Origin of the sequence: Streptomyces specialis (genome assembly GCF_001493375.1) — a bacterium.
GTDB lineage: Bacteria > Actinomycetota > Actinomycetes > Streptomycetales > Streptomycetaceae > Streptomyces > Streptomyces specialis.
The window spans coordinates 399,015-417,586 of record NZ_LN929894.1 but is presented as its reverse complement, the minus strand read 5'-3'; the positions used below and the strand labels follow the sequence as shown (position 1 = coordinate 417,586).

The window sequence follows — 18,572 nt, the reverse complement described above, 5'->3', positions numbered from 1 at the left end:
TCCCCGCCCGCTCGTGGAACGCGTTCATCGCGACGCCGCGGGGGCCTACCCTGGCACCGTGAGCACGCCGCCGATCAGCATCGTCGTCGCCGACGACGAGCGGCTCGTCCGGAGCGCGTTGTGTGCGATCCTCGGGGCCGAGCCGGACCTGACCGTGGTCGGCGAGGCGGCGACGGGCGCCGAGGCGGTGTCGGTCGTCAGGGAACTGCGGCCCGACATCGTACTGATGGACGTGCGCATGCCGGAGGTGGACGGCATCCGCGCCACGGAACAGCTCCTGCGCACCATGGACGACCCGCCGCGCGTGATCGTGGTGACGACGTTCGAGAACGACGCCTACGTCTACGAGGCACTGCGCGTCGGCGCCGGCGGCTTCCTGCTGAAACGGGCGGCGGCCGAGGAACTGGTCGGCGCGGTGCGGCTGGTGGCACGCGGCGACTCGCTGCTGTTCCCCGCCGCCGTCCGCGCCCTGGCCGCGCACCACACCCGCGCCACCCGCGCCGACGCACTGCGGGCCCGCCTGACCGACCGGGAGGCGCAGGTGCTGCGCCTGATGGCCGAGGGCCTGACCAACGCGGAGATCGCCACCCGCCTGACGGTCGGCACCCAGACGGTGAAGACCCACGTGGCCACGGTCCTGACCAAACTGAACGCCCGCGACCGCACCCAGGCCGTGATCACCGCCTACGAACACGGCTTCGTCACCCCCGGCGAAATCGCCTAGGGGGCCGCGCGGCGGAATCAGTGGTGCCAGGGGAGCCGGACCGGGCGGGGTGGCGCGGCGCCGGACAGGATGCCGGTGAGCAACGCGACCACGCCGAGCGGGACGACCGCGTCGGTCGTGGTGGCCAGTTCGGGCAGGGGCCACCAGCGGTGTTCCGTCGTGGCGCCGCTCTCGTACTCCTCCATGCCGCTGGTGTCCACCTCGTGCGCGGTGACCCGGTGCAGGAAGAAGTGGTCCTCGAACACGCCGCGTTTCCAGCCCAGATCGGCGTGACCGCCGGTCCACGCCACCCGCCGCCCCAGCGCCGAAGGAACCACCCGCAGCCCCGTCTCCTCTCCCAACTCCCGTGCCGCCGCCGCGCGCAGCGACTCGTGCCACCGCACGCCCCCGCCCGGTGTCAGCCACAGACCGTCGTGCATCCGGAACAGCAGCAGCCGGTCGGCGCCGTCCAGCAGCAGCACACGCGCCGTCCGCCGGGCCACCCGCCGGGGGAACCGCATCAGTCGTCCACCCCGAAAAGCTGCTCGACCGGGTCGATCCCGAAGTACACCACGAACAGCCCGGCCGCCAGCCACAGCAGCCAGCTCACCTCGCGCGCCCGGCCCAGGACCACCCGCAGCACGACCCAGGCGATGAAACCGGCGCCGATGCCGTTGGTGATCGAGAACGTGAACGGCATGACGGCGATGGCCAGGAACGCCGGGATGCCCACCGCGTAGTCGCTCCAGTCGATCCGCCCGACCTGCGTCATCATCAGGAAGCCCACCGCGACCAGCGCGGGCGCGGCGGCCCGCGCGGGCACCACCACGGCCAGCGGCGCGAAGAACAGCGCCAGGGCGAACAGCCCGCCGGTGACCAGGTTCGCGGCGCCCGTTCTGGCGCCCTCACCGACGCCCGCCGCCGACTCGATGTAGGAGGTGTTGGACGAGGCGGACACGGCGCCACCGGCCGCGGCGGCCAGGCCGTCCACGAACAGCAGCCGGCCCAGGCGCGGCACCCGCCCCTCCTCGTCCAGCAGCCCGGCCTCGGAGGTGACGGCGACCGCCGTGCCCATGGTGTCGAAGAAGTCGGTCAGGAACAGCGTGAAGATCAGCAGCACCGCGGTCACGACGCTGACCTCGCCGAACGCCCCGAACAGGCTGAAGTCCCCCAGCAGCGCGAAGTCCGGCGAGGCGGCCACGTCGTCCGGCACCTCGGGAACGGTCAGCCCCCACGCCTCGTCCGCCACGTCCGCGACGGCGTTGACGACGATCGCGAAGACGGTCGTCACCAGGATGCTGATCAGGATCGCGCCCTTCACGCGGCGGGCGAGCAGCGCCAGGGTCAGCAGCAGGCCGAGACAGAACACCAGCACCGGCCAGCCGGTCAACTCGCCCCCGGTGCCCAGGCTCAGCGGCGGCGAGCCCTCGTGGCCGAGGGTGAACCCGGCGTCCACGAAGCCGATCAGGGCGATGAACAGGCCGATGCCGACGCCGATGGCCTGCTTGAGCGGTGCGGGGATCGCGTTCATCACCGCCTCCCGCAGCCCGGTCGCGGACAGCACGCAGACGATGATCCCCTCCAGGACCACCAGCCCCATGGCGTCCGCCCACGACATGCGCGGCGCGATCTGGAACGCCACCATCGCGTTGATGCCGAGCCCGGCGGCCAGCGCCAGCGGCAGGTTGGCCGTGATGCCCATCAGGACGGTCATGATCGCGGCGACCAGGGCGGTGACGGTGACGATCTGCCCGAACGCGAGCTGGTCGCCGTTCGCGTCCTGGGCGCCGCCGAGGATGATCGGGTTCAGCACCAGGATGTAGGCCATGGTGAAGAACGTGGCGAACCCGCCGCGCACTTCACGGCCCACCGTGGAGCCGCGCGCGGAGATGCGGAAGAAGTCGTCCAGGCGTCGCACCGGCATGCGGAATCCTCACGAGACGGTTCAGGAACGCGAGGATTCTCCCCCGCCGGATGTGCGGGAATTGTTTCCCGCCGGTCACAGGATGCCGCACCGTTACGGAATCGCGTTCTTGGCGTGGACATCATGGGGAGATGGACACCGCAAGGACCGTACTGCTCACGGGCGCGGCGGGCGCCGTCGGCACGATGCTGCGGGAGCGGCTGCCGCGCCACGGTCACGCGCTGCGCGCGCTGGACGTCCGCCCGGTGCCCGGCGACCCCGGCGCGGTCCGCTGCGACCTGTCCGACCCGGCCGACGACGAGGCCCTGCGGGCGGCGCTGCGCGGCGCCGGCGCCGTGGTGCACCTGGCGGGGATACCGGTGGAGGCGGCGTTCGAGACCATCCTGCGCGCCAACGTCGTGGGCACCTACCGGCTGTACGAGGCCGCGCGGGCGGCGGGCGTGCGGCGGGTCGTCCTCGCGTCGAGCAACCACGCGGTCGGCTTCACCCCGTGGCCCGCGCCCGGTGCCCCGCCCGTCCCGGCCGGGACGCCGCACCGGCCCGACACGTTCTACGGCCTGTCCAAGTGCTTCGGCGAGGACCTGGCCCAGTTGTACTGGGACCGCCACGGGCTGGAGACGGTGTCGATCCGCATCGGCACCTGCTCCCCCGCGCCGGCCACCGTGCGCGAGCTGTCGACGTGGCTGAGCCCGGCGGACGCCGCCCGTCTGGTGCACGCCGCGCTGAGCGCGGAACGGGTGGGCCACACCGTGGTGTTCGGCTCGTCCGCCAACACCCGGGCCGTCTGGGACCTGGGCCCGGCCCGTGCCCTCGGCTACGAACCGGCCGACGACTCCGAACCGTTCGCCGCCGCGCTGACGGCCGCCGAGCGCGGCGGCGGACACGCCCACCTCGGCGGCGTGTTCACGACCGACCCGCCGATGTGGACACCGTGAACGCCGGGCCCGACAGGGCCATTGCCCGCCCGGCCGGTCAATCGCCCCGGCGGGACCGGGCCTTGAAGGCCGCCTTGCGTGCCCGCTTCGCCAGGTGCTTGTCCGGGTGGACCCGGCCCACGGCCTCCAGGACGTCCGCCGTCGCGGGGTGGTCCGAGCGCCAGGCGCGGTCGAAGAACTCGCTGTGCTGGTCCGCCAGTCCGGACACCAGCTCCTGAAGCTCGGCCGCGTCCTCCTCCGCCCCGAACGGCAGGAGCTGCGCGGCCAGCGTGTCCACCGTGAGCCAGAAGATCATGTCCTCATCCGGCGGCGGCACGTCCGCCACACCCCGCTCGGCCAGCCAGACCCGCGCCAGGCCGCCCAGTTCGCGGTCGTCCAGCACCTCGCGCGCCGCCGGTTCGGCGGTCAGGTCGAGGAGGGAGAGCACGAGCTGGCAGCCGAAGCGCCGTCCCGGCGCCTCCGGGTCCACGCCCCGGGCGGCGGCCAGCAGTTCACGGGCCGCCCCGACCGGTTCGCGGCCCGCCAGCCACAGTTCGGCCTCCTCGTGCGCGGCCGGCTCGGGGCGGAACGGCAGCGCCGACAGCAGCGCCGCCGCGTCGCGCCCGGCCAACTCGCCGACGACCGGGACCTCCAGGCCCGCTTCCCGCATCCGCCGACGCACCGCCCACAGCCCCAGCGGCGTCAGCCGGGCCAGCCCGTACCGGGTGAGGTCCTCCTCGTCCCCGTCGAAGTCCTCCGGCTCCGCCGCGACGTCCTCGCCGTCCCCGGCGAGTTCGTCCTGACCGGCGTCGATCAGCACCGACTCGTCCACCGGCCGGTACTCCAGCAGCCCGGTCCCGGCCAGCGCCCGGAACTGTCCGTCGAGCCGCAGCACCGCGTCGGACAGCTCCTCCAGCGCCTCGGCGGACAGCTCCTCCATGTCCTCCGGCACGAGCGACGCGGCGGCGACCATCGGCAGCGGCACCATCGAGGCGGCCTGTCCCGCCTCGTCGGTGGCGGCGAAGAGGTAGAGGCTGCCGAGTGCCGCGTCGAGGAACCCGGCGGCCTCCTCCTGGTCCCACGCCAGCGCGTCCAGGTCGATGGCGTCCGGGTCGATCTCGCCGTCCGGGCTCACCGCGCCGTCGAGACCGGCGAGGTCGCCGAGCATCTCCTCGAAGGTGGGGGTCGCGGCGTCGGCGAGCACGGCGTCCACGCCGGCCGCCCAGATGTCCAGCACGTCGCCAGGACCGCCGCCGGTGAGCAGCGCCAGCTCCTCCCCCGGCCCGGCCGTGCCGGCCGCCCGCTCACCGCCGGTCGCGGCGCCGCCGCCACTGTCGTCGTCGTTCTCGCTGACGCTCACCAGGCCGGTGTCCACGGCGAAGTGCCACGCGTCGGCGGCGAGCGTCTCGCCGTCCTCGTCCTCGTCGAGCCCCAGATGGGTCACGGCGCCCTTCAATTCGGCGTCGAGCAGCTCGCCGCCCGCGCCGACCGGCGTGCCGGGCGCGGCCCAGCGCGCGAGCGAGGCGGCGCGGGCCAGCAGGGGCGCGGCGAGCGCGGCGCGGGCCAGCTCGGCCTCTGCGGGAAGCCGCACGGGCGGCATGACGGGACGGTCGTCACCGGGGTTCACGATCGCTCCTCAACGCGGCGAGCTGGGCGATCACCAGCCTAGATCAGCGGACGCCACGCCGCGCGGCGAGACGGCCTCTCCGGTGATCGCGCGAACACCCATATGCCGCAGGCATGTTGACGCCCCGCCAGGCCAACTCCGGCCGCCCGTTCACCCGGACGTTCCCGGGCGGATCCGCGACGGTGGCCCGGCGGATCACCGGGGTCCGTTGACAACGTTGCGACTCCTACGGGAGCTTACGCGCGTAGACGCAGCACTCGGCCACGCGCCCGCCCGGAGGCACTCTTGTCCGCAGCCCAGTCCGCCGCAGCCCGTCGTTTCCGCCCGCACCGCAGATCCGTCGCCGTCGGCGCCCTCGTCGCCGCCGGGCTCTGCGGCACGCTGCTCGCGCCGCCCGCCTCCTCGGCGGCCGGGACCGCCGACGCCCCGCGCGTCCGCGACATCCAGGGTTCGACACGCCTGTCGCCGTACGCCGGGCAGCAGGTCACGAATGTGTCGGGCATCGTCACCGGCGTGCGCGCCTACGGTTCGCGCGGTTTCTGGATCCAGGACCCGCGGGCGGACGGCTCAACTGCCACCAGCGAGGGGATCTTCGTCTTCACCAGCTCCACGCCCCGCGTCGCGGTCGGCGACGACGTGCTGGTCTCCGGCACGGTCGGCGAGTACTACTACGGCGGCGCCGCGTCCGGCAACCAGTCGGTCACCCAGATAACCCGGCCCACGGTCACCGTCCGCTCCTCCGGCAACGCCCTGCCCGCGCCCGTCGTGCTGGACGCCGACGCCGTACCGCGCCGCTACGCCCCGGACGGCGACCCGGCGGCCGGGAACAGCGTCGAGGGCCTCCAACTCGCCCCGGACGTCTACGCCCTGGACCTGTACGAGTCCCTGGAGGGCATGAACGTCGAGATCCGGGACGCGGCCGTGGCCGGCCCGAGCACCTCGTTCCACGAGCTGTGGGTGACGCTGGAGCCGGAGCGCAACCCCACGGCGGGCGGCGGCACCCGGTACGCCTCCTACACCGCGCAGAACCCGGGCCGGCTGAAGGTCGAGTCGCTGGTGCCGGTCGCGCAGGAGCCGTTCCCCGCGGCGAACGTCGGGGACGTGCTCACCGGCCCGACCTCCGGACCGCTGGACTACGACGAGTTCGGCGGCTACGTGCTGGCCGCCCGCGACCTGGGCGAGGTCGCCCCGGGCGGCCTGGAGCCGGAGACGACCCGCGCGCAGCGCGAGGGCGAACTCGCCGTGGCCACGTACAACGTGGAGAACCTGCACCCGGGCGACTCGCAGGAGAAGTTCGACCGGCTGGCCGCCGCCGTGGCGGACAACCTCGCCTCGCCGGACATCGTCGCCCTGGAGGAGATACAGGACAACAGCGGCTCCACGGACGACGGAACGGTGGCCGCCGACCAGACGCTCCAGCGCTTCACCGACGCCATCGTCGCGGCGGGCGGCCCGCGTTACGAGTGGCGCGCCATCGACCCGGAGGACGGCGAGGACGGTGGCCAGCCGGGCGGCAACATCCGCAACGTCTTCCTCTTCAACCCGGAACGGGTCTCGTTCACCGACCGCGCGGGCGGCGACGCCACCTCCGCGACCGGCGTGGTGAAGGAGCGCGGCCGGGCCCGCCTGACCGCCTCCCCCGGCCGGATCGCCCCGGCGGACGAGGCGTGGCAGGACAGCCGCAAACCGCTGGCCGCCGAGTTCACCTTCCAGGGCGAGACGGTCTTCGTGATCGCCAACCACTTCACCTCCAAGGGCGGCGACCAGCCGCTGTACGGGCGGTTCCAGCCACCCGCCCGCCCCTCCGAGGACCAGCGCCTCCGCCAGGCCCAGGTGGTCAACGACTTTGTGCGCGACATCCTGGCGGCGCAGCGGACGGCCCGGGTCGTGGTCCTGGGCGACATCAACGACTTCGAGTTCTCCGCGACCACCGAGGCTCTGACGGCGGGCGGTGTGCTGGAGAGCGCGGTCCACTCCCTGCCGCGCGACGAGCGCTACACGTACGTCTTCCAGGGCAACTCGCAGGTCCTGGACCAGACTCTGGTCTCCCCCGCGATCCGCCGCTACGACTACGACATCGTGCACATCAACGCCGAGTTCGCCGACCAGGCCAGCGACCACGACCCGCAGGTCCTGCGCTTCCGCCCCTGACCGGGCAACGAACGGGCGCGGGGGCGCGCAAGCCCCCGCGCCCGATCCATTGACGGCGCCCCGATTGGCCCATACCTTTCCTTACCCACCGGTAAGAGGAGGCCCAACGATGCGCTCACCCTGGAGACTTGCCCTCGCCGCGACCGGACTGCTGAGCATGCTGCTCGCGGTCCCGGCCACGGCGAGCGCCACCGCCGAGGAAGCGTCCCTGGAGTACGTCGCCCTGGGCGACTCCTACGCGTCCCTCGGGAGCGCGTCCACGCACTACACCGACCCGGAGACCGGCTGCGTCCGGGCCACCGACAACTACCCCTCGCGCCTGGCCGAGGAGCTGGACCCGGCGGTCTTCACCGACGTCACCTGCGCGGGCGCGGTGACCGACGGGGTCCTGTCCTCCCAACTCGCCGCGCTCACCCCGGACACCGATCTGGTGACGCTGACGATAGGCGGCAACGACATAGGCTTCGGCTCCATAGCCGCCGTCTGCGGCACCGACAGCATCACCAACCCCCTCGGCTCCCCCTGCAAGCAGCGCTTCACCTCCGGCGGCACCGACCAGCTCGCCGACCGCATCGCGGCCACCGCCCCCAAGCTCGACGCGGTCCTCGCCGGCATCAGGGAACAGGCCCCGCACGCGGAGATCGTCGTCGTCGGCTACCTCCGCATCCTGCCTCCCGCCCTGGGCTGCTGGCCGATCGTCCCGATCTCGGTCGGCGACGTCCCCTACCTCGACGGCGTGCAGACGCGGCTCAACACGATGATCGGCGACCGCGCCGCAGCCGCCGGCGCCACCTTCGTCAACCCCGGCGAGACGACCGGCCACGACGCCTGCCAGCTCCTCCCCTGGCGCAAATGGGTGGAAGGCCCCTTCCCCCTCCTGGACGCGGCCCCCATGCACCCCACAGCGGCAGGCCAAGCCCACGTCGCCGCCCTCGTGTCCGACACCCTCTGACGCTCACGGCCGTACCGCACCCCGCGCTCGCTCGTACACCGCACGCGCGAAACGGTTGTGGCGATACGGCCGCAGCAGAGCTCTCGCGTCGGCGATCTTCCGGTCCGCACTACCCGACCGCACGAACGGATAGTCGTCGAGGACGGCATCCCAGGTCCGGCATGCCGCTTCCAAATGCCCCATCCTCAACTGCCGCTCGGCGAGCAGCGACCGGTACCGGATCCCGTTCCGCCGCCGGGGCATCCGTGTCCGGAGCCTCGCCGACTCGGTGAGCGACTCGACCGAGCCGGCCACGTCACCCAGCGCGTTCCTGACTTCCGCCAAGTGGAGGGTGAGCGACGAGCGGCTGTAGGAGGAACTGCCCGGACCAAACCCCTCATCCTGGTCCTCGGCCTTGCCCAGGGCGGTTTCCGCCACCCGGATGAGATCGAGGGCACGCTTGCGGTTCCCGGCCACGGCATGCGTGTGCGCCACCTGCCCGGCGAGGAAGGACTCCATGCGCGAGCTGATGCCCGACCTGCCCTCCCAAGCCGCTTCGGCAAGTCCCAGAGCCCGCGTGGCATGGCCGAGGTCCAGGGCCTGGACGCTCATCATCCGCAGAGTACCCCGGTAACTCACAGGGTTCTCGGCGGCCCCGGCCAGTTCCAGGGCCTTGCCGTAGTACCGCTGGGCAAGGCCGTGCAGGTGCTCGTCCACGGCCATGAACCCGGTCAGATCGCACAGTCGGGCAGCGGCCGACAGCATCGCCTTGCGCACGTCGTCCGTTCCGCCCGCCTGAAGATAGGGCGTCACCGAGTGGAGCAGAAAGCCCACCGCCAGGGGCCTGGCATGACGACCGCCGAACTGGTTGTCCACCTCCGCGAGTTGTTCGGTCACCGCCGTGACGACGTCCACGTCCGCCATACCGATCCGACGCGCCCGCCCGGACCGCACAGCCGTCACGCGCCCGACGACGTCATGCCAGCCGGGAACCGGCAGGGCGGCGGAGAATAGCGCTGCTCCCATCAACTCCCGGCGGTCCGGATCCATATCCCCCCTCGCCAGATCCACCAACTCTTCGCAGATACCGATACCCGCCCGGGCGCTCACGTCCCCGGTCGGCGCGGGAAATCCCAACTCCGCGTGGGTGACGACCCGGCCCAGCCTCGCCGACAGCACCTCCACGACGAACGGCCGCACTTCCCTGCGCGGCAGCGTGCCTGCGAGCCAGTTGCTCACCGACGGCTGCGCGTAGGACACGGACATACCTGCCTGCCCGGCCACACGATTGATCCCCCTGGCAAGCTGGCCCCCGGTCATGCCGGTTTCCCGAAGCACCTTCGCCAGCCCGGCATTGGGCTCACGCTTACCCACGACGCGACACCTGCTCCCGATCATCCGGGAGTGATGGCAGTCCCAGTGCCCGGTAGACCCATCCCGCCGCAGACCACCGATCGGCGTCGAGCGCGCCACGGCCGTCGATGACCTTGAGCGCGGCGGCATGCATGGCGAGTCGCCTCGGATCGATGTCCGCGAACACTGCCCATTCCGTCAGGTGCAGCAGGAGGTCCGCACCGTCCACGGCTGCGATTGGATCATCGATGTAGTGCAGTTCCGGGTGAGCCTTGCGGGCGTTGTCCAGAGCCATGGGATCGGAGACGACAACCTCGGCGCCGTTTTCGTGCAGGCGCTGCGCGACGGCGAGAGCCGGAGAATCCCGAATGTCGTCCGTGCCGGGTTTGAAAGCGGCACCCCAGATCGTGATGCGCTTGCCGCGGATGACACCGCCACACTGCTCCCGGGCGAGGTCGACCATGCGCTCTCGACAGCGGCTGTTGATGGCGTCGACCTCGCGGAGGAACGACAGCATCCCTTCTGCTCCCAGTTCCCCGGCTCTTGCCATGAAGCCGCGGACATCCTTGGGGAGGCAGCCACCGCCGAATCCCAGCCCGGGTCGGAGCCCTCGTATACCGATCCGGTCATCGTGGCCGAGCGCCTCGGCAAGTCGCCGGATATCCGCCCCCACAAGGTCACAGATCTCGGCCACACCGTTGATGAAGGAGATTTTGGTGGCCAGGAAGGCGTTGGCGGCGGACTTGACCAGTTCAGCGGTGGCCAGATCGGTGACAATCGTCGGCGTCCCTGCCTCGATGATCTCCGCGAACACCTGCCGCAGCATCGACTCCGCCCAAGTCCGTTCGGCGAAGAAGCCCATGACGAGACGGTCGGGGCACAGGGTGTCCTCGATGGCGCAGGACTCACGCAGGAATTCCGGGTTCCAGGCCACCTCCACCCGGTCACCTGCAGGGGACAGTTCGCGGACCAACGCGGTGAGGAGAGCCGCTGTACCGACCGGAACGGTGGACTTGCCGACGATGACGGCAGGGCCGTTCAGGCGAGGGACAAGCTGACGCACGGCGGCGAAGAGCTGAGAGAGATCATAGGCACCCTCCCCAGGCAGTTGTGGAGTACCAACACCGAGGAAGTGCAGCTCGGCGAAGTCGGCGGCCTCTGTGTACGAGTCAGTGAACCTGAGTCGCCCTGTGGCCGTATGTGTGGCCAACAGGTCGTCCAGTCCCTGCTCGAAGAAGGGAGCCTTCCCCCGGTTCAGGCAGGCGATCCTGTCGGAATCAGTGTCCATGCCGAGAACCTCGTGGCCGAGTTCGGCCATACAGGCCGCGTGCGTGGCACCGAGGTAGCCACAGCCGATGACGGTGAGCCTCACGTAGACGTCCTTGAAATCAGCGAGTCAGTCAGGCCGTTCGACGGAGGGCTCTCAGCGACAAGAACCGGTGATCAGGTCCGCCGGGCGGCCAGGTAGCGATCGATTCCATCCCGGATGAAGGGCGGGATGGTGAGCGTGCGGAGGTGTCCGGGAGCGAAGAACTCAAGCCTGACGCCCTCCCTCAGCGGAAGAGTCTGCGGTTCTCCGTCCCAGGCGACGACGAAGAAGGTGACGATCTGCCCCGAGCCCAGTTCGTCTCGGATCTCGAACAGCTCGGTGACGCCACTGACCATCAAGCCGACCTCCTCATCGAGTTCGCGGACAACGGCTTCGGTCGGGGTCTCGCCCTCTTCGGCGCCACCGCCCAACAGACTCCAGTGGGCCGGCCAGACGATGTCCGGGATGTCGTCACGCAGGTGCATCAGCAGGTCGCCTCGGTCGTTCACAATGATGGCGACCGCCCCACGCGGGTCGGCGGTGGTCGGCTCCTGGGCTCTGGCACGCGATGGCATCCACCCAAATTAGCGGCACATCTCCCCGTCACGCGGCGGCGGCCCTCACCCTGTGATCCGAGAACCAGGCCGCAGTCATGAGTGCCTGCGTCCGGGTGCGATCGAAACCGCCGCGGGGGCTCAACCCCGCTTCCAGCACGGGACGGAGAATCGTCGGGGCATCAGCGAGGCACGCACGGATCTGGGCATCGGTCCAAGCAGCGAGGCGACCAGTCAACCAGGACGGGACCGGGCTGGCGAAGCCGACCTTTTCCGGGCTGGCCCAGATTTCACGGGGCAGCCCCAGTGCTCTGGCGGCGTCGCGGAGGATGCGCTTGCCTCCCCCCGGACGGATGATCTTGTGGTCAGTCGGCAACCGATACGACAGTTCCACGAGGTCCCGCGCCAGATAGGGCGATCGTCGTTCCAGGGCGAAACTGGAGGCGAGCTTGTCACTCGTCACGACCAGTGGCCTCCAGGCCGTCGCCAGCTCTGCCAGTGTGAGCCCACGCGAGAGGTTCCCGCCCGCGCGGACGAATGCCTCGGCGACCAACTCGCGGACGCGCCCCTGTGGGTCCGGACCGCGAAGGATCAGCCGGGCGATGGCCTCACTCGGTTCCAAGGGCTCGTCGGCAGTGCTCAGGAGCTTGCTGGCCAGCGGCCGATAGGCGCTCAGTCCGGCACCGAGAACGGCATTCGGGCCGAACAGGACGAGCGCCTGACGGACGTAGCCCATGAGGAATTCGTCCGGGCCCGAGCCACCCACCACGACGCGGATACCGTGATCGGAGACCGCCCGATAGGCCATGTGCTCTGAGAACGTCGAGGCGTTGCCCATCGGGTAGTCGAGGGCCGCCACGATCTGCGGCAGGACGCTGATGAAGTCATCGGTGTCCGGTTCCACGATGATCAACTCGGCCCCGATCTCACGGGCAACGGCGGCGGCCACTCGCGACTCGTCCAAGCCATCCTGGTCGCGGTACCGGACGGTGACGCAGACCGGCGGACGCAAGAGGTAGGCGAGGACGGATGAGTCGAGCCCCCCGGAGAGCAGCAGAGCGAAGTCTCCCCCCGGACCTCGGAGCGGGACTTGGTCGGCCAGCGTGACCGAGAAGCAAGCGAGAGCCGTCTCGTAGTCGCCCTCGAAGGGTTCGCATGCTTCCAGGCACCACCAGGCCCGTTGATCCAGTGAGCCGGTGGCCGTGTCGAATGTCAGCACGGTCGCCGGGGCCAGTAGCTGAATGCCTTGGAAGGGAGTGTCCACACCCACAGGCGTCTCGATAGCGAGCATCTCCGGGCGAACGACCAGCGGCGCGGCCCCGTAGCCACTCAAAGTGGTGACTTCGGAGGCGAACGCCAGGCGCGCCCCGTCCAGACGCCAATAGAGCGGCTTCTCCCCCAGCCGGTCGCGCGCCAGGAACAGTCTGCCGACGCGGGGATCGTAGATCGCCAGGGCGAACATGCCGTCCAGCCCGTCCAGACAAGAGGGCCCCAGCTTCGCCCATGCACGGAGGACCAAGTGGGCGTCACTCTCTCCGGCGCCCAGCGGGACGCCCCAGGCCGACGCCATCTGCCGGTAGTTGTAAATCTCCCCGTTGAAGGACAGCATCAGGCCGCTTGCCCGGTCGATGTAAGGGCCGTGTTCGGCAGCCGGGTTCACGATCAGAAGTGTGTTCATGGCCAGCACCGCGCGCCCGTCGATCGCGGCGGTATGCATGGTGCCATCCGGTCCCCGGTGGTGCTGGGTGTGCCCCATCTGACCTACCGTCCCCGCATGCCGGACGGCGTCAGGTCCCGCCAGCCCTGCGATTCCGCACATCTCGTACACCTCCGAGCACTATCCACGTGTCCCATCGCTGATGGCCCTGTGCCAGACAACCGGCTCCTGCGCCTGACGGGCAGGGCTCACAAGGGGGCTCACAGCTCGTAGGCCGGATTCACCGAGGAGCCCACAGGGCGCTACCCTCGGTTACCTGACAGCCTCCAGTGCGTAACGGACCGCGCGGGCAGCATGTACCCTCCGTCTGCCGCCGCGTCGGACGAGAGGAAAACCATGGCATCAACTGCGCGCCGGACCCGTCCGCCGAACATGGATCTCGCCCGGCTCATCGAGGCCAGCGGTGCCAGTCACAAAGCGCTGGCCCATCGCGTCAATCAGCTCGCCCGTACCGCCGGGACGCGGACCGACTACTCGCACACCTCTGTAGCCAACTGGTGCCGCCGAGGCATGACGCCGAAATGGCCGGTACCGAAGCTGTTGGCCCAAGCGATCGGGGAACGGCTCGGTCGGCCGGTTGAGCTGGCGGAGATCGGTATGGACGAGGCGGGAACACCCGTCGCGGAGGTGGGGTTGGATTTTCCACGGGAACCCAGCGACGCGGTGCGCGTTGCCACCTCATTCTGGAGCGCCGTGAATCGCCGAGACTTCCTCACCGGATCGGGCTTCGCCGCCTCCGCGTTCACCACCCCCGTGACGCGTTGGCTTGTCACCCCGGCGGACGAGACCGCCGGCCACAGCGGGGGACGGCAGGTCGGCCGAACGGATCTCGTCGAGTTGCGCGAGGCCGCCGACGACGCCCGGCGATGGGACTCCAAATATGGTGGCGGAAGCTGGAAGGCCACTTCGGTCACTGCCTGTCTGGAACACCGCGCCGCCCCATTGCTGAGCGGCTCCTTCTCCGATGGCGTCGGCCGCCAGTTGTTCTCGGTCACGGCCGAACTGTCGAGGCTGGCCGGCTGGACCGCATTCGACAGGGGACAGCACCCAGTGGCTCAGCGTCATTTCATCCAGGCTCTTCGTCTCGCCCGCGCGGGCGGAGACGTCCCGTTGGGCTGCTACGTGCTCACCACCATGGCCATGCAGTCCCTCATGCGAGGCTTCGCCGGTGAGGCCGTCGACATGGCGCAAGGTGCCTTCGAACGCGCCAAGAGCCGGGCGACGCCCCGGGTTCTGGCGTTCGCGAAGCTCATCGAGGCCCGCGCGCACGCCCGTGCGGGCGACGCGCGAGCCGCCTCCCGCGCTCTGAGCGCGTCCGAGAGCTTCCTCGGCCGGGCGGACGACAGCACCACCGACGAACCGTCGTGGATCGATTTCTACCACCATGCCCGCCTCTCGGCCGACGCCACCGAAATCTTCCGGGACTTGCGGAATCCGCGAGCCGCGCTCGCGTGGAATCAGCAGGCAACCGCCATGTCACAGGGCGCGTTCACCCGCTCGGTCGGCATGCGCCTGGCGATTGTGGGGACCGCCCATTTGCAGACCCGCGACCTTGACCGCGGCTTGGAACTGGGCAACCGCTCGGTCGACATCCTCGCCGGGGTCCGGTCCAGCCGTGCTCTGGACTACGTGCGCGAGTTCAAGGCCGCACTGACTCCCTGGCACCGCGAACCCTCGGTGCGCGCCTTTCTCCGCCGCGCGCACGAAGACCTTGGTATCACCGCCTGAACCACTACGTCACGGATATCCAGGCGCCGAGCACTGACCCGCTAGGAGGCATCGGCACCCGTCCTTGACGACACCACGGGGAAGGGGCGCTTGACGTCGCGGGGTGCGAACCGCCGACACCCGTGCCGCATCCTGCCCCCCGCCCTGGGCTGCTGGCCGATCGTCCCGATCTCGGTCGGCGACGTCCCCTACCTCGACGGCGTGCAGACGCGGCTCAACACGATGATCGGCGACCGCGCCGCGGCCGCCGGCGCCACCCTCGTGTCCGACACCCTCTGACCGACGAGCGCCGCGCGCACACGGCCTGTTACGATCCCGATGCCTGCGGATACCCCGGCGGTACCGCGTGACGGATGCTCAGGGGGAGCGTGACGTGGGGTCGTTCGACGAGGAGTGGGCCGCGCTGCGAGCAGCCGCGAGGGAGCAGGAGACCCACACCCGGCTCAACTCCTCGACAGGCGGCGGAACAGGCGCGCGGGACCGGCTCGTCGCGAGCTGGGACGCGCAGCGCGCGGCGGCCGACGTCGTCGAGGGCGAGGTGCTGCCGGACGCGGTGCGGGCGGGCACCAAGCCGCTGGGCGAGCTGGCCGAGGCCGCCGCGAGGATGCGCGGCTGGGCCTCGGCCGCCGGCCTGGCAGCCGTGGCGGAGAGCTGGGCCGCCAAGTCCCGGGCCCTCGACACCCAGTTGCGGGCGGAGACGGAGGCCCTGCGGGCGACCGCGTCCGGCTTCCAGGGCGAGGACCTGGAGATCACGTACCAACTCCGCTCGATCGACGGCACGGAGTGAGCTGACCACCGTGCCGACGTACCACGAGATCATCGAGCAGGATTTCGCCGCCCTGGACGCCGGGGCCACCGAACTCGACGCCGCCGCCGACGGGTTCGCCCGGGCCGCCGACACCTACCGCACCCGCGTCGCGTCCCTGCCGAACCACGACGAACTGTGGGTCGGGGACAGCGCGGGCGCCGCGAGCTTCCAGTTCTCCCAGACCGAAGGGGAGTTGGACGCGGCCAAGGCCGAGGCCCGCTCCCTGGCGGGCGTGATCAGGGACGGCCACGCCGAGTTGCTGCGCCTGCGCGGCGAACTGGAGAACGTGGCCGCCGAGATCAGGGCCGAGGGATTCGGGATCGACGGCGACGGCCGCGTCACCCTGAACCCCGAATGGGCCAACGACACCGAATCCGAACGCCTGGAACGCGAACGAAGCACCTGGCAGGGCAGGCTCGACCGGGCCGTCGAGGGGGTCTCCCAGGCCGACGACAGCCTGCGCCTCGCCCTGTCGCAGATCGTGGAGGGCGAGGACGGCCGCCGCGCGGGCATCTTCAACGGCGGCGCGGAGGACAGCACGGAAGAGGTGCTGGCCGGACGCGCCGAGGAACTGGCCCGCCGACTGGCCGACGGCGGGAACCTGTCCGGCGAGGAGCTGTCGGAGCTGAACCACCTGCTGGAACTGGAGGCCGCCGACCCGCTGTTCGCCCGCTCCCTGCTCGAAGGACTCGGCGGGGACGGCTTCGTGAGCCTGTCGGCCCGGATCGCGGATCAGGTCATCGGCGGCGAGGGCGACGCCCGGCAGAGCTTCACCAGCCTCCAGCACCACCTGGCCACCGCGCTGGCCGCCGGCACCGACGTGCCGACGCTGGAGCCGGGCACGCTGGACCACGGGCAGTGGGCGCAGACCGAGCAGGGACTGTTCTACGCCCGCTTCATGGACGAACTGCACGAGGCCGGAATGGCCGGGTACGAGGTCGACTCACTGACGCAACAGGACGTGCGCGGCTATCAGTTGCTCACCAGCCTGATGAGCACCGACGACCCGGACTACTCCCAGCGCTTCCTGCACGACCTCGCCGACAACATCCGCGCGGCGGAGGACCCGTCCCTCGGCGGCGACGAGGACATCTGGCGCCTGCGCGGCGACGACCTCGGCGCGGACGGCCTCGACGCGGACGAGCAGGAGTGGTTCACCGCCGACCCGATGGACGCGGTGCTCGGCGTGATGGGCCACCAGCCCGACGTCGCCACGGCCTACCTCGACCCCCAGGACGGCAACGGCCGCCTCGACTACCTGCTGGACGAACGCGACTGGTACTCCCAGGTGAACATGGCCACCGGCGGCCCCCTGCTGAGCGTCCCGGGCGACATGCAGGGCCTCGGCGCGGCCCTCCAAGCAGCCACCACCGGCGTCCCAGCCGACCAGAGCCCCACCATCACCGGCCTCAACCCCACAGAGGCCGGCGGCCGGATCGTGCACGACGTGGTCGAGAAGTTCTCCGACGACGGCAAGGATCTGATCGCCGACGACGGCAAATTCGCCACGCTGCGCCCGGAACTGGCCAGAATGACGGCGGCGTACATGGGCGACTTCCAGATGGGGCTGAGCGATCTGACGATCATGGAGGGGACGGAGGGCTACGCAGAACTTGACGCGCGGGATATCCGGGACTTCCTCGGCCAGTTGGGAAGGGACTCGGAGGCCCACGGGATCATCACCGGTGCCCAGCAGGCATACACCGCGGTGGCTGTGGACTTGGCGATCAACCAACCGCGTGAGGCGGACATCAGCCTGGACAACGCCATCGAGAACGCGGTGTCGCCCGGGGCCCAGATGGCGGGCATCATGAGCGAGGCCCGCGCAGGCGCGGTCTATGACGCGGGCATCGCGGGCGATGAGGAGTTCAACAGCACCCTCGGAACCGTTGAGCAATGGACGGGCATCGTACTCGACACGGCGGTCGGCGTAGCGACCGACAGGTACCCGCTTGCGGGACCGATCATCGATTGGGGTGTAGGGGAGCTCTCCGGCAGCGTTTTCGAAACCCTTCAGCGGGACAACAGCGAGCAGGCCGCCGAGGACGCCGGAAACGCCTATGACGAGGGTTATCAAGCTGCCATCGGCGCAGCTCAGAATGCCGTCGATCTGGCCACCGAGGGCCGCTACGACGAGGACAGCAATGCCCCTGCCCATCTCAGGAACTCGGCCACGAGGACAGTGACCCTGTTCTTCGGCGCGCAGATCGGTTGGACCCCGTCAGGAGCGCCGCAGAACTAGCCCGAGAGGTATGGAAATGCGCCGAAAAACGGCCATGAGTCTCACACTGCTGGCACTGTCCTCGTCGGCCGTCGCTTGCCAGAGCGGGCCGACCGAAAGGGAGTACGCCGTACCGGACACGCTCTGCGGGGTGGACGTGCCCGAGGAACTCTACGAACCCCTCTTTCCACCCGGGTCCGCGCTGCATTCCTGGCCATCCTTCGGTGACTTCTCAGAACACTCAGGATCCCGCTACTGCGTCCTGTCCGTGGACGACGAGGAGATCTTCCGTGCGGAGGCAATGGGCTACGACGATTACGCGGACGCCATCAGCAGCCGCGGCCTGGAGATGACGGAGGAAGACGGCACGGTCGTGCCGGGCGACCATCAGGCCATTGTCTGGCCCGGGGTCGCCATGGCCACCGTGCCCTGCACCATTCCAGGCATCGCCGGTGCGAACTTCATCGAGACCCTGACGATCGTCCTCGAAGCCGAACACCCCGGCGACGACGAGGAATCCGAGCGGGTACTGTCCGAGCTCATCCAGCCCTTCATGGCCGCGACCTACGACATGGTCGCCTGCCAAGAGCACGAAGCCGAGACGAACGAGTAGTGCCGCTGGACTGAACCGC

The 18,572-nt window shown here is 70.4% G+C and carries 16 protein-coding genes; 9 read left to right on the top strand and 7 right to left on the bottom strand.

Annotated features, from left to right (window positions below):
* Positions 1 to 58: 58 nt before the first annotated feature.
* Positions 59 to 724: a response regulator gene (locus tag BN2279_RS13940; protein ID WP_079032143.1), complete on the top strand. Its 666-nt coding sequence runs from the start codon at positions 59 to 61 to the stop codon at positions 722 to 724.
* Positions 725 to 741: 17 nt separating this feature from the next.
* Here the strand turns inward: BN2279_RS13940 and BN2279_RS13935 are convergent, their stop codons facing one another.
* Together BN2279_RS13935 and BN2279_RS13930 are read right to left on the bottom strand one after the other, a co-directional pair.
* Positions 742 to 1,224: an NUDIX hydrolase gene (locus BN2279_RS13935; protein ID WP_059009383.1), complete on the bottom strand. Its 483-nt coding sequence runs from the start codon at positions 1,222 to 1,224 to the stop codon at positions 742 to 744.
* Entirely contained in the window at positions 1,224 to 2,627 is a 1,404-nt protein-coding gene (locus BN2279_RS13930; protein WP_059009381.1) for an NCS2 family permease, read from the bottom strand. Before BN2279_RS13930 ends, BN2279_RS13935 begins: the two co-directional genes overlap by 1 nt.
* A 131-nt stretch (positions 2,628 to 2,758) precedes the next feature.
* On the opposite strand from BN2279_RS13930, the gene BN2279_RS13925 reads away from it, so the two are divergent.
* Positions 2,759 to 3,562, top strand: coding sequence for an NAD-dependent epimerase/dehydratase family protein (locus BN2279_RS13925; RefSeq protein WP_059009379.1), 804 nt, complete (start codon positions 2,759 to 2,761; stop codon positions 3,560 to 3,562).
* Between the two features lie 37 nt (positions 3,563 to 3,599).
* On the opposite strand, the gene BN2279_RS13920 is transcribed toward BN2279_RS13925, so the two are convergent.
* Complete coding sequence (locus BN2279_RS13920) at positions 3,600 to 5,141, bottom strand: hypothetical protein (RefSeq protein ID WP_059009681.1); 1,542 nt, start codon at positions 5,139 to 5,141, stop codon at positions 3,600 to 3,602.
* 312 nt (positions 5,142 to 5,453) lie between these two features.
* On the opposite strand from BN2279_RS13920, the gene BN2279_RS13915 reads away from it, so the two are divergent.
* A complete protein-coding gene (locus BN2279_RS13915; protein WP_059009377.1) occupies positions 5,454 to 7,319 on the top strand; it encodes an endonuclease/exonuclease/phosphatase family protein in 1,866 nt (621 codons plus the stop codon).
* Between the two features lie 109 nt (positions 7,320 to 7,428).
* Positions 7,429 to 8,271 (top strand): SGNH/GDSL hydrolase family protein, encoded by an 843-nt coding sequence (locus tag BN2279_RS13910; protein WP_059009375.1) that lies wholly within the window; start codon positions 7,429 to 7,431, stop codon positions 8,269 to 8,271.
* Between the two features lie 3 nt (positions 8,272 to 8,274).
* Here the strand turns inward: BN2279_RS13910 and BN2279_RS13905 are convergent, their stop codons facing one another.
* The 4 genes from BN2279_RS13905 to BN2279_RS13890 form a co-directional block, all read right to left on the bottom strand.
* Positions 8,275 to 9,624: an NsdA family TPR-like regulatory protein gene (locus tag BN2279_RS13905; protein ID WP_059009373.1), complete on the bottom strand. Its 1,350-nt coding sequence runs from the start codon at positions 9,622 to 9,624 to the stop codon at positions 8,275 to 8,277.
* On the bottom strand, positions 9,617 to 10,975 hold the full coding sequence (locus tag BN2279_RS13900; RefSeq protein ID WP_059009372.1) for a UDP-glucose dehydrogenase family protein: 1,359 nt from the start codon (positions 10,973 to 10,975) through the stop codon (positions 9,617 to 9,619). Before BN2279_RS13900 ends, BN2279_RS13905 begins: the two co-directional genes overlap by 8 nt.
* A 71-nt stretch (positions 10,976 to 11,046) precedes the next feature.
* Entirely contained in the window at positions 11,047 to 11,487 is a 441-nt protein-coding gene (locus BN2279_RS13895) for an NUDIX domain-containing protein (protein ID WP_059009370.1), read from the bottom strand.
* Positions 11,488 to 11,515: 28 nt separating this feature from the next.
* Positions 11,516 to 13,222: an asparagine synthetase B family protein gene (locus tag BN2279_RS13890; protein WP_059009369.1), complete on the bottom strand. Its 1,707-nt coding sequence runs from the start codon at positions 13,220 to 13,222 to the stop codon at positions 11,516 to 11,518.
* A gap of 297 nt (positions 13,223 to 13,519) precedes the next feature.
* On the opposite strand from BN2279_RS13890, the gene BN2279_RS13885 reads away from it, so the two are divergent.
* From BN2279_RS13885 to BN2279_RS13865, 5 genes are all read left to right on the top strand, one after another.
* Positions 13,520 to 14,911, top strand: a complete 1,392-nt coding sequence (locus BN2279_RS13885; RefSeq protein WP_059009367.1) for an NsdA family TPR-like regulatory protein — start codon at positions 13,520 to 13,522, stop codon at positions 14,909 to 14,911.
* Between the two features lie 90 nt (positions 14,912 to 15,001).
* Entirely contained in the window at positions 15,002 to 15,190 is a 189-nt protein-coding gene (locus BN2279_RS13880) for a hypothetical protein (RefSeq protein WP_059009365.1), read from the top strand.
* 94 nt (positions 15,191 to 15,284) lie between these two features.
* Positions 15,285 to 15,698, top strand: a complete 414-nt coding sequence (locus tag BN2279_RS13875; protein ID WP_059009363.1) for a hypothetical protein — start codon at positions 15,285 to 15,287, stop codon at positions 15,696 to 15,698.
* 10 nt (positions 15,699 to 15,708) lie between these two features.
* Positions 15,709 to 17,961 (top strand): DUF6571 family protein, encoded by a 2,253-nt coding sequence (locus tag BN2279_RS13870; RefSeq protein ID WP_059009361.1) that lies wholly within the window; start codon positions 15,709 to 15,711, stop codon positions 17,959 to 17,961.
* A gap of 130 nt (positions 17,962 to 18,091) precedes the next feature.
* Positions 18,092 to 18,553 (top strand): hypothetical protein, encoded by a 462-nt coding sequence (locus tag BN2279_RS13865; RefSeq protein WP_159037220.1) that lies wholly within the window; start codon positions 18,092 to 18,094, stop codon positions 18,551 to 18,553.
* The last annotated feature ends 19 nt before the right edge of the window (positions 18,554 to 18,572 follow it).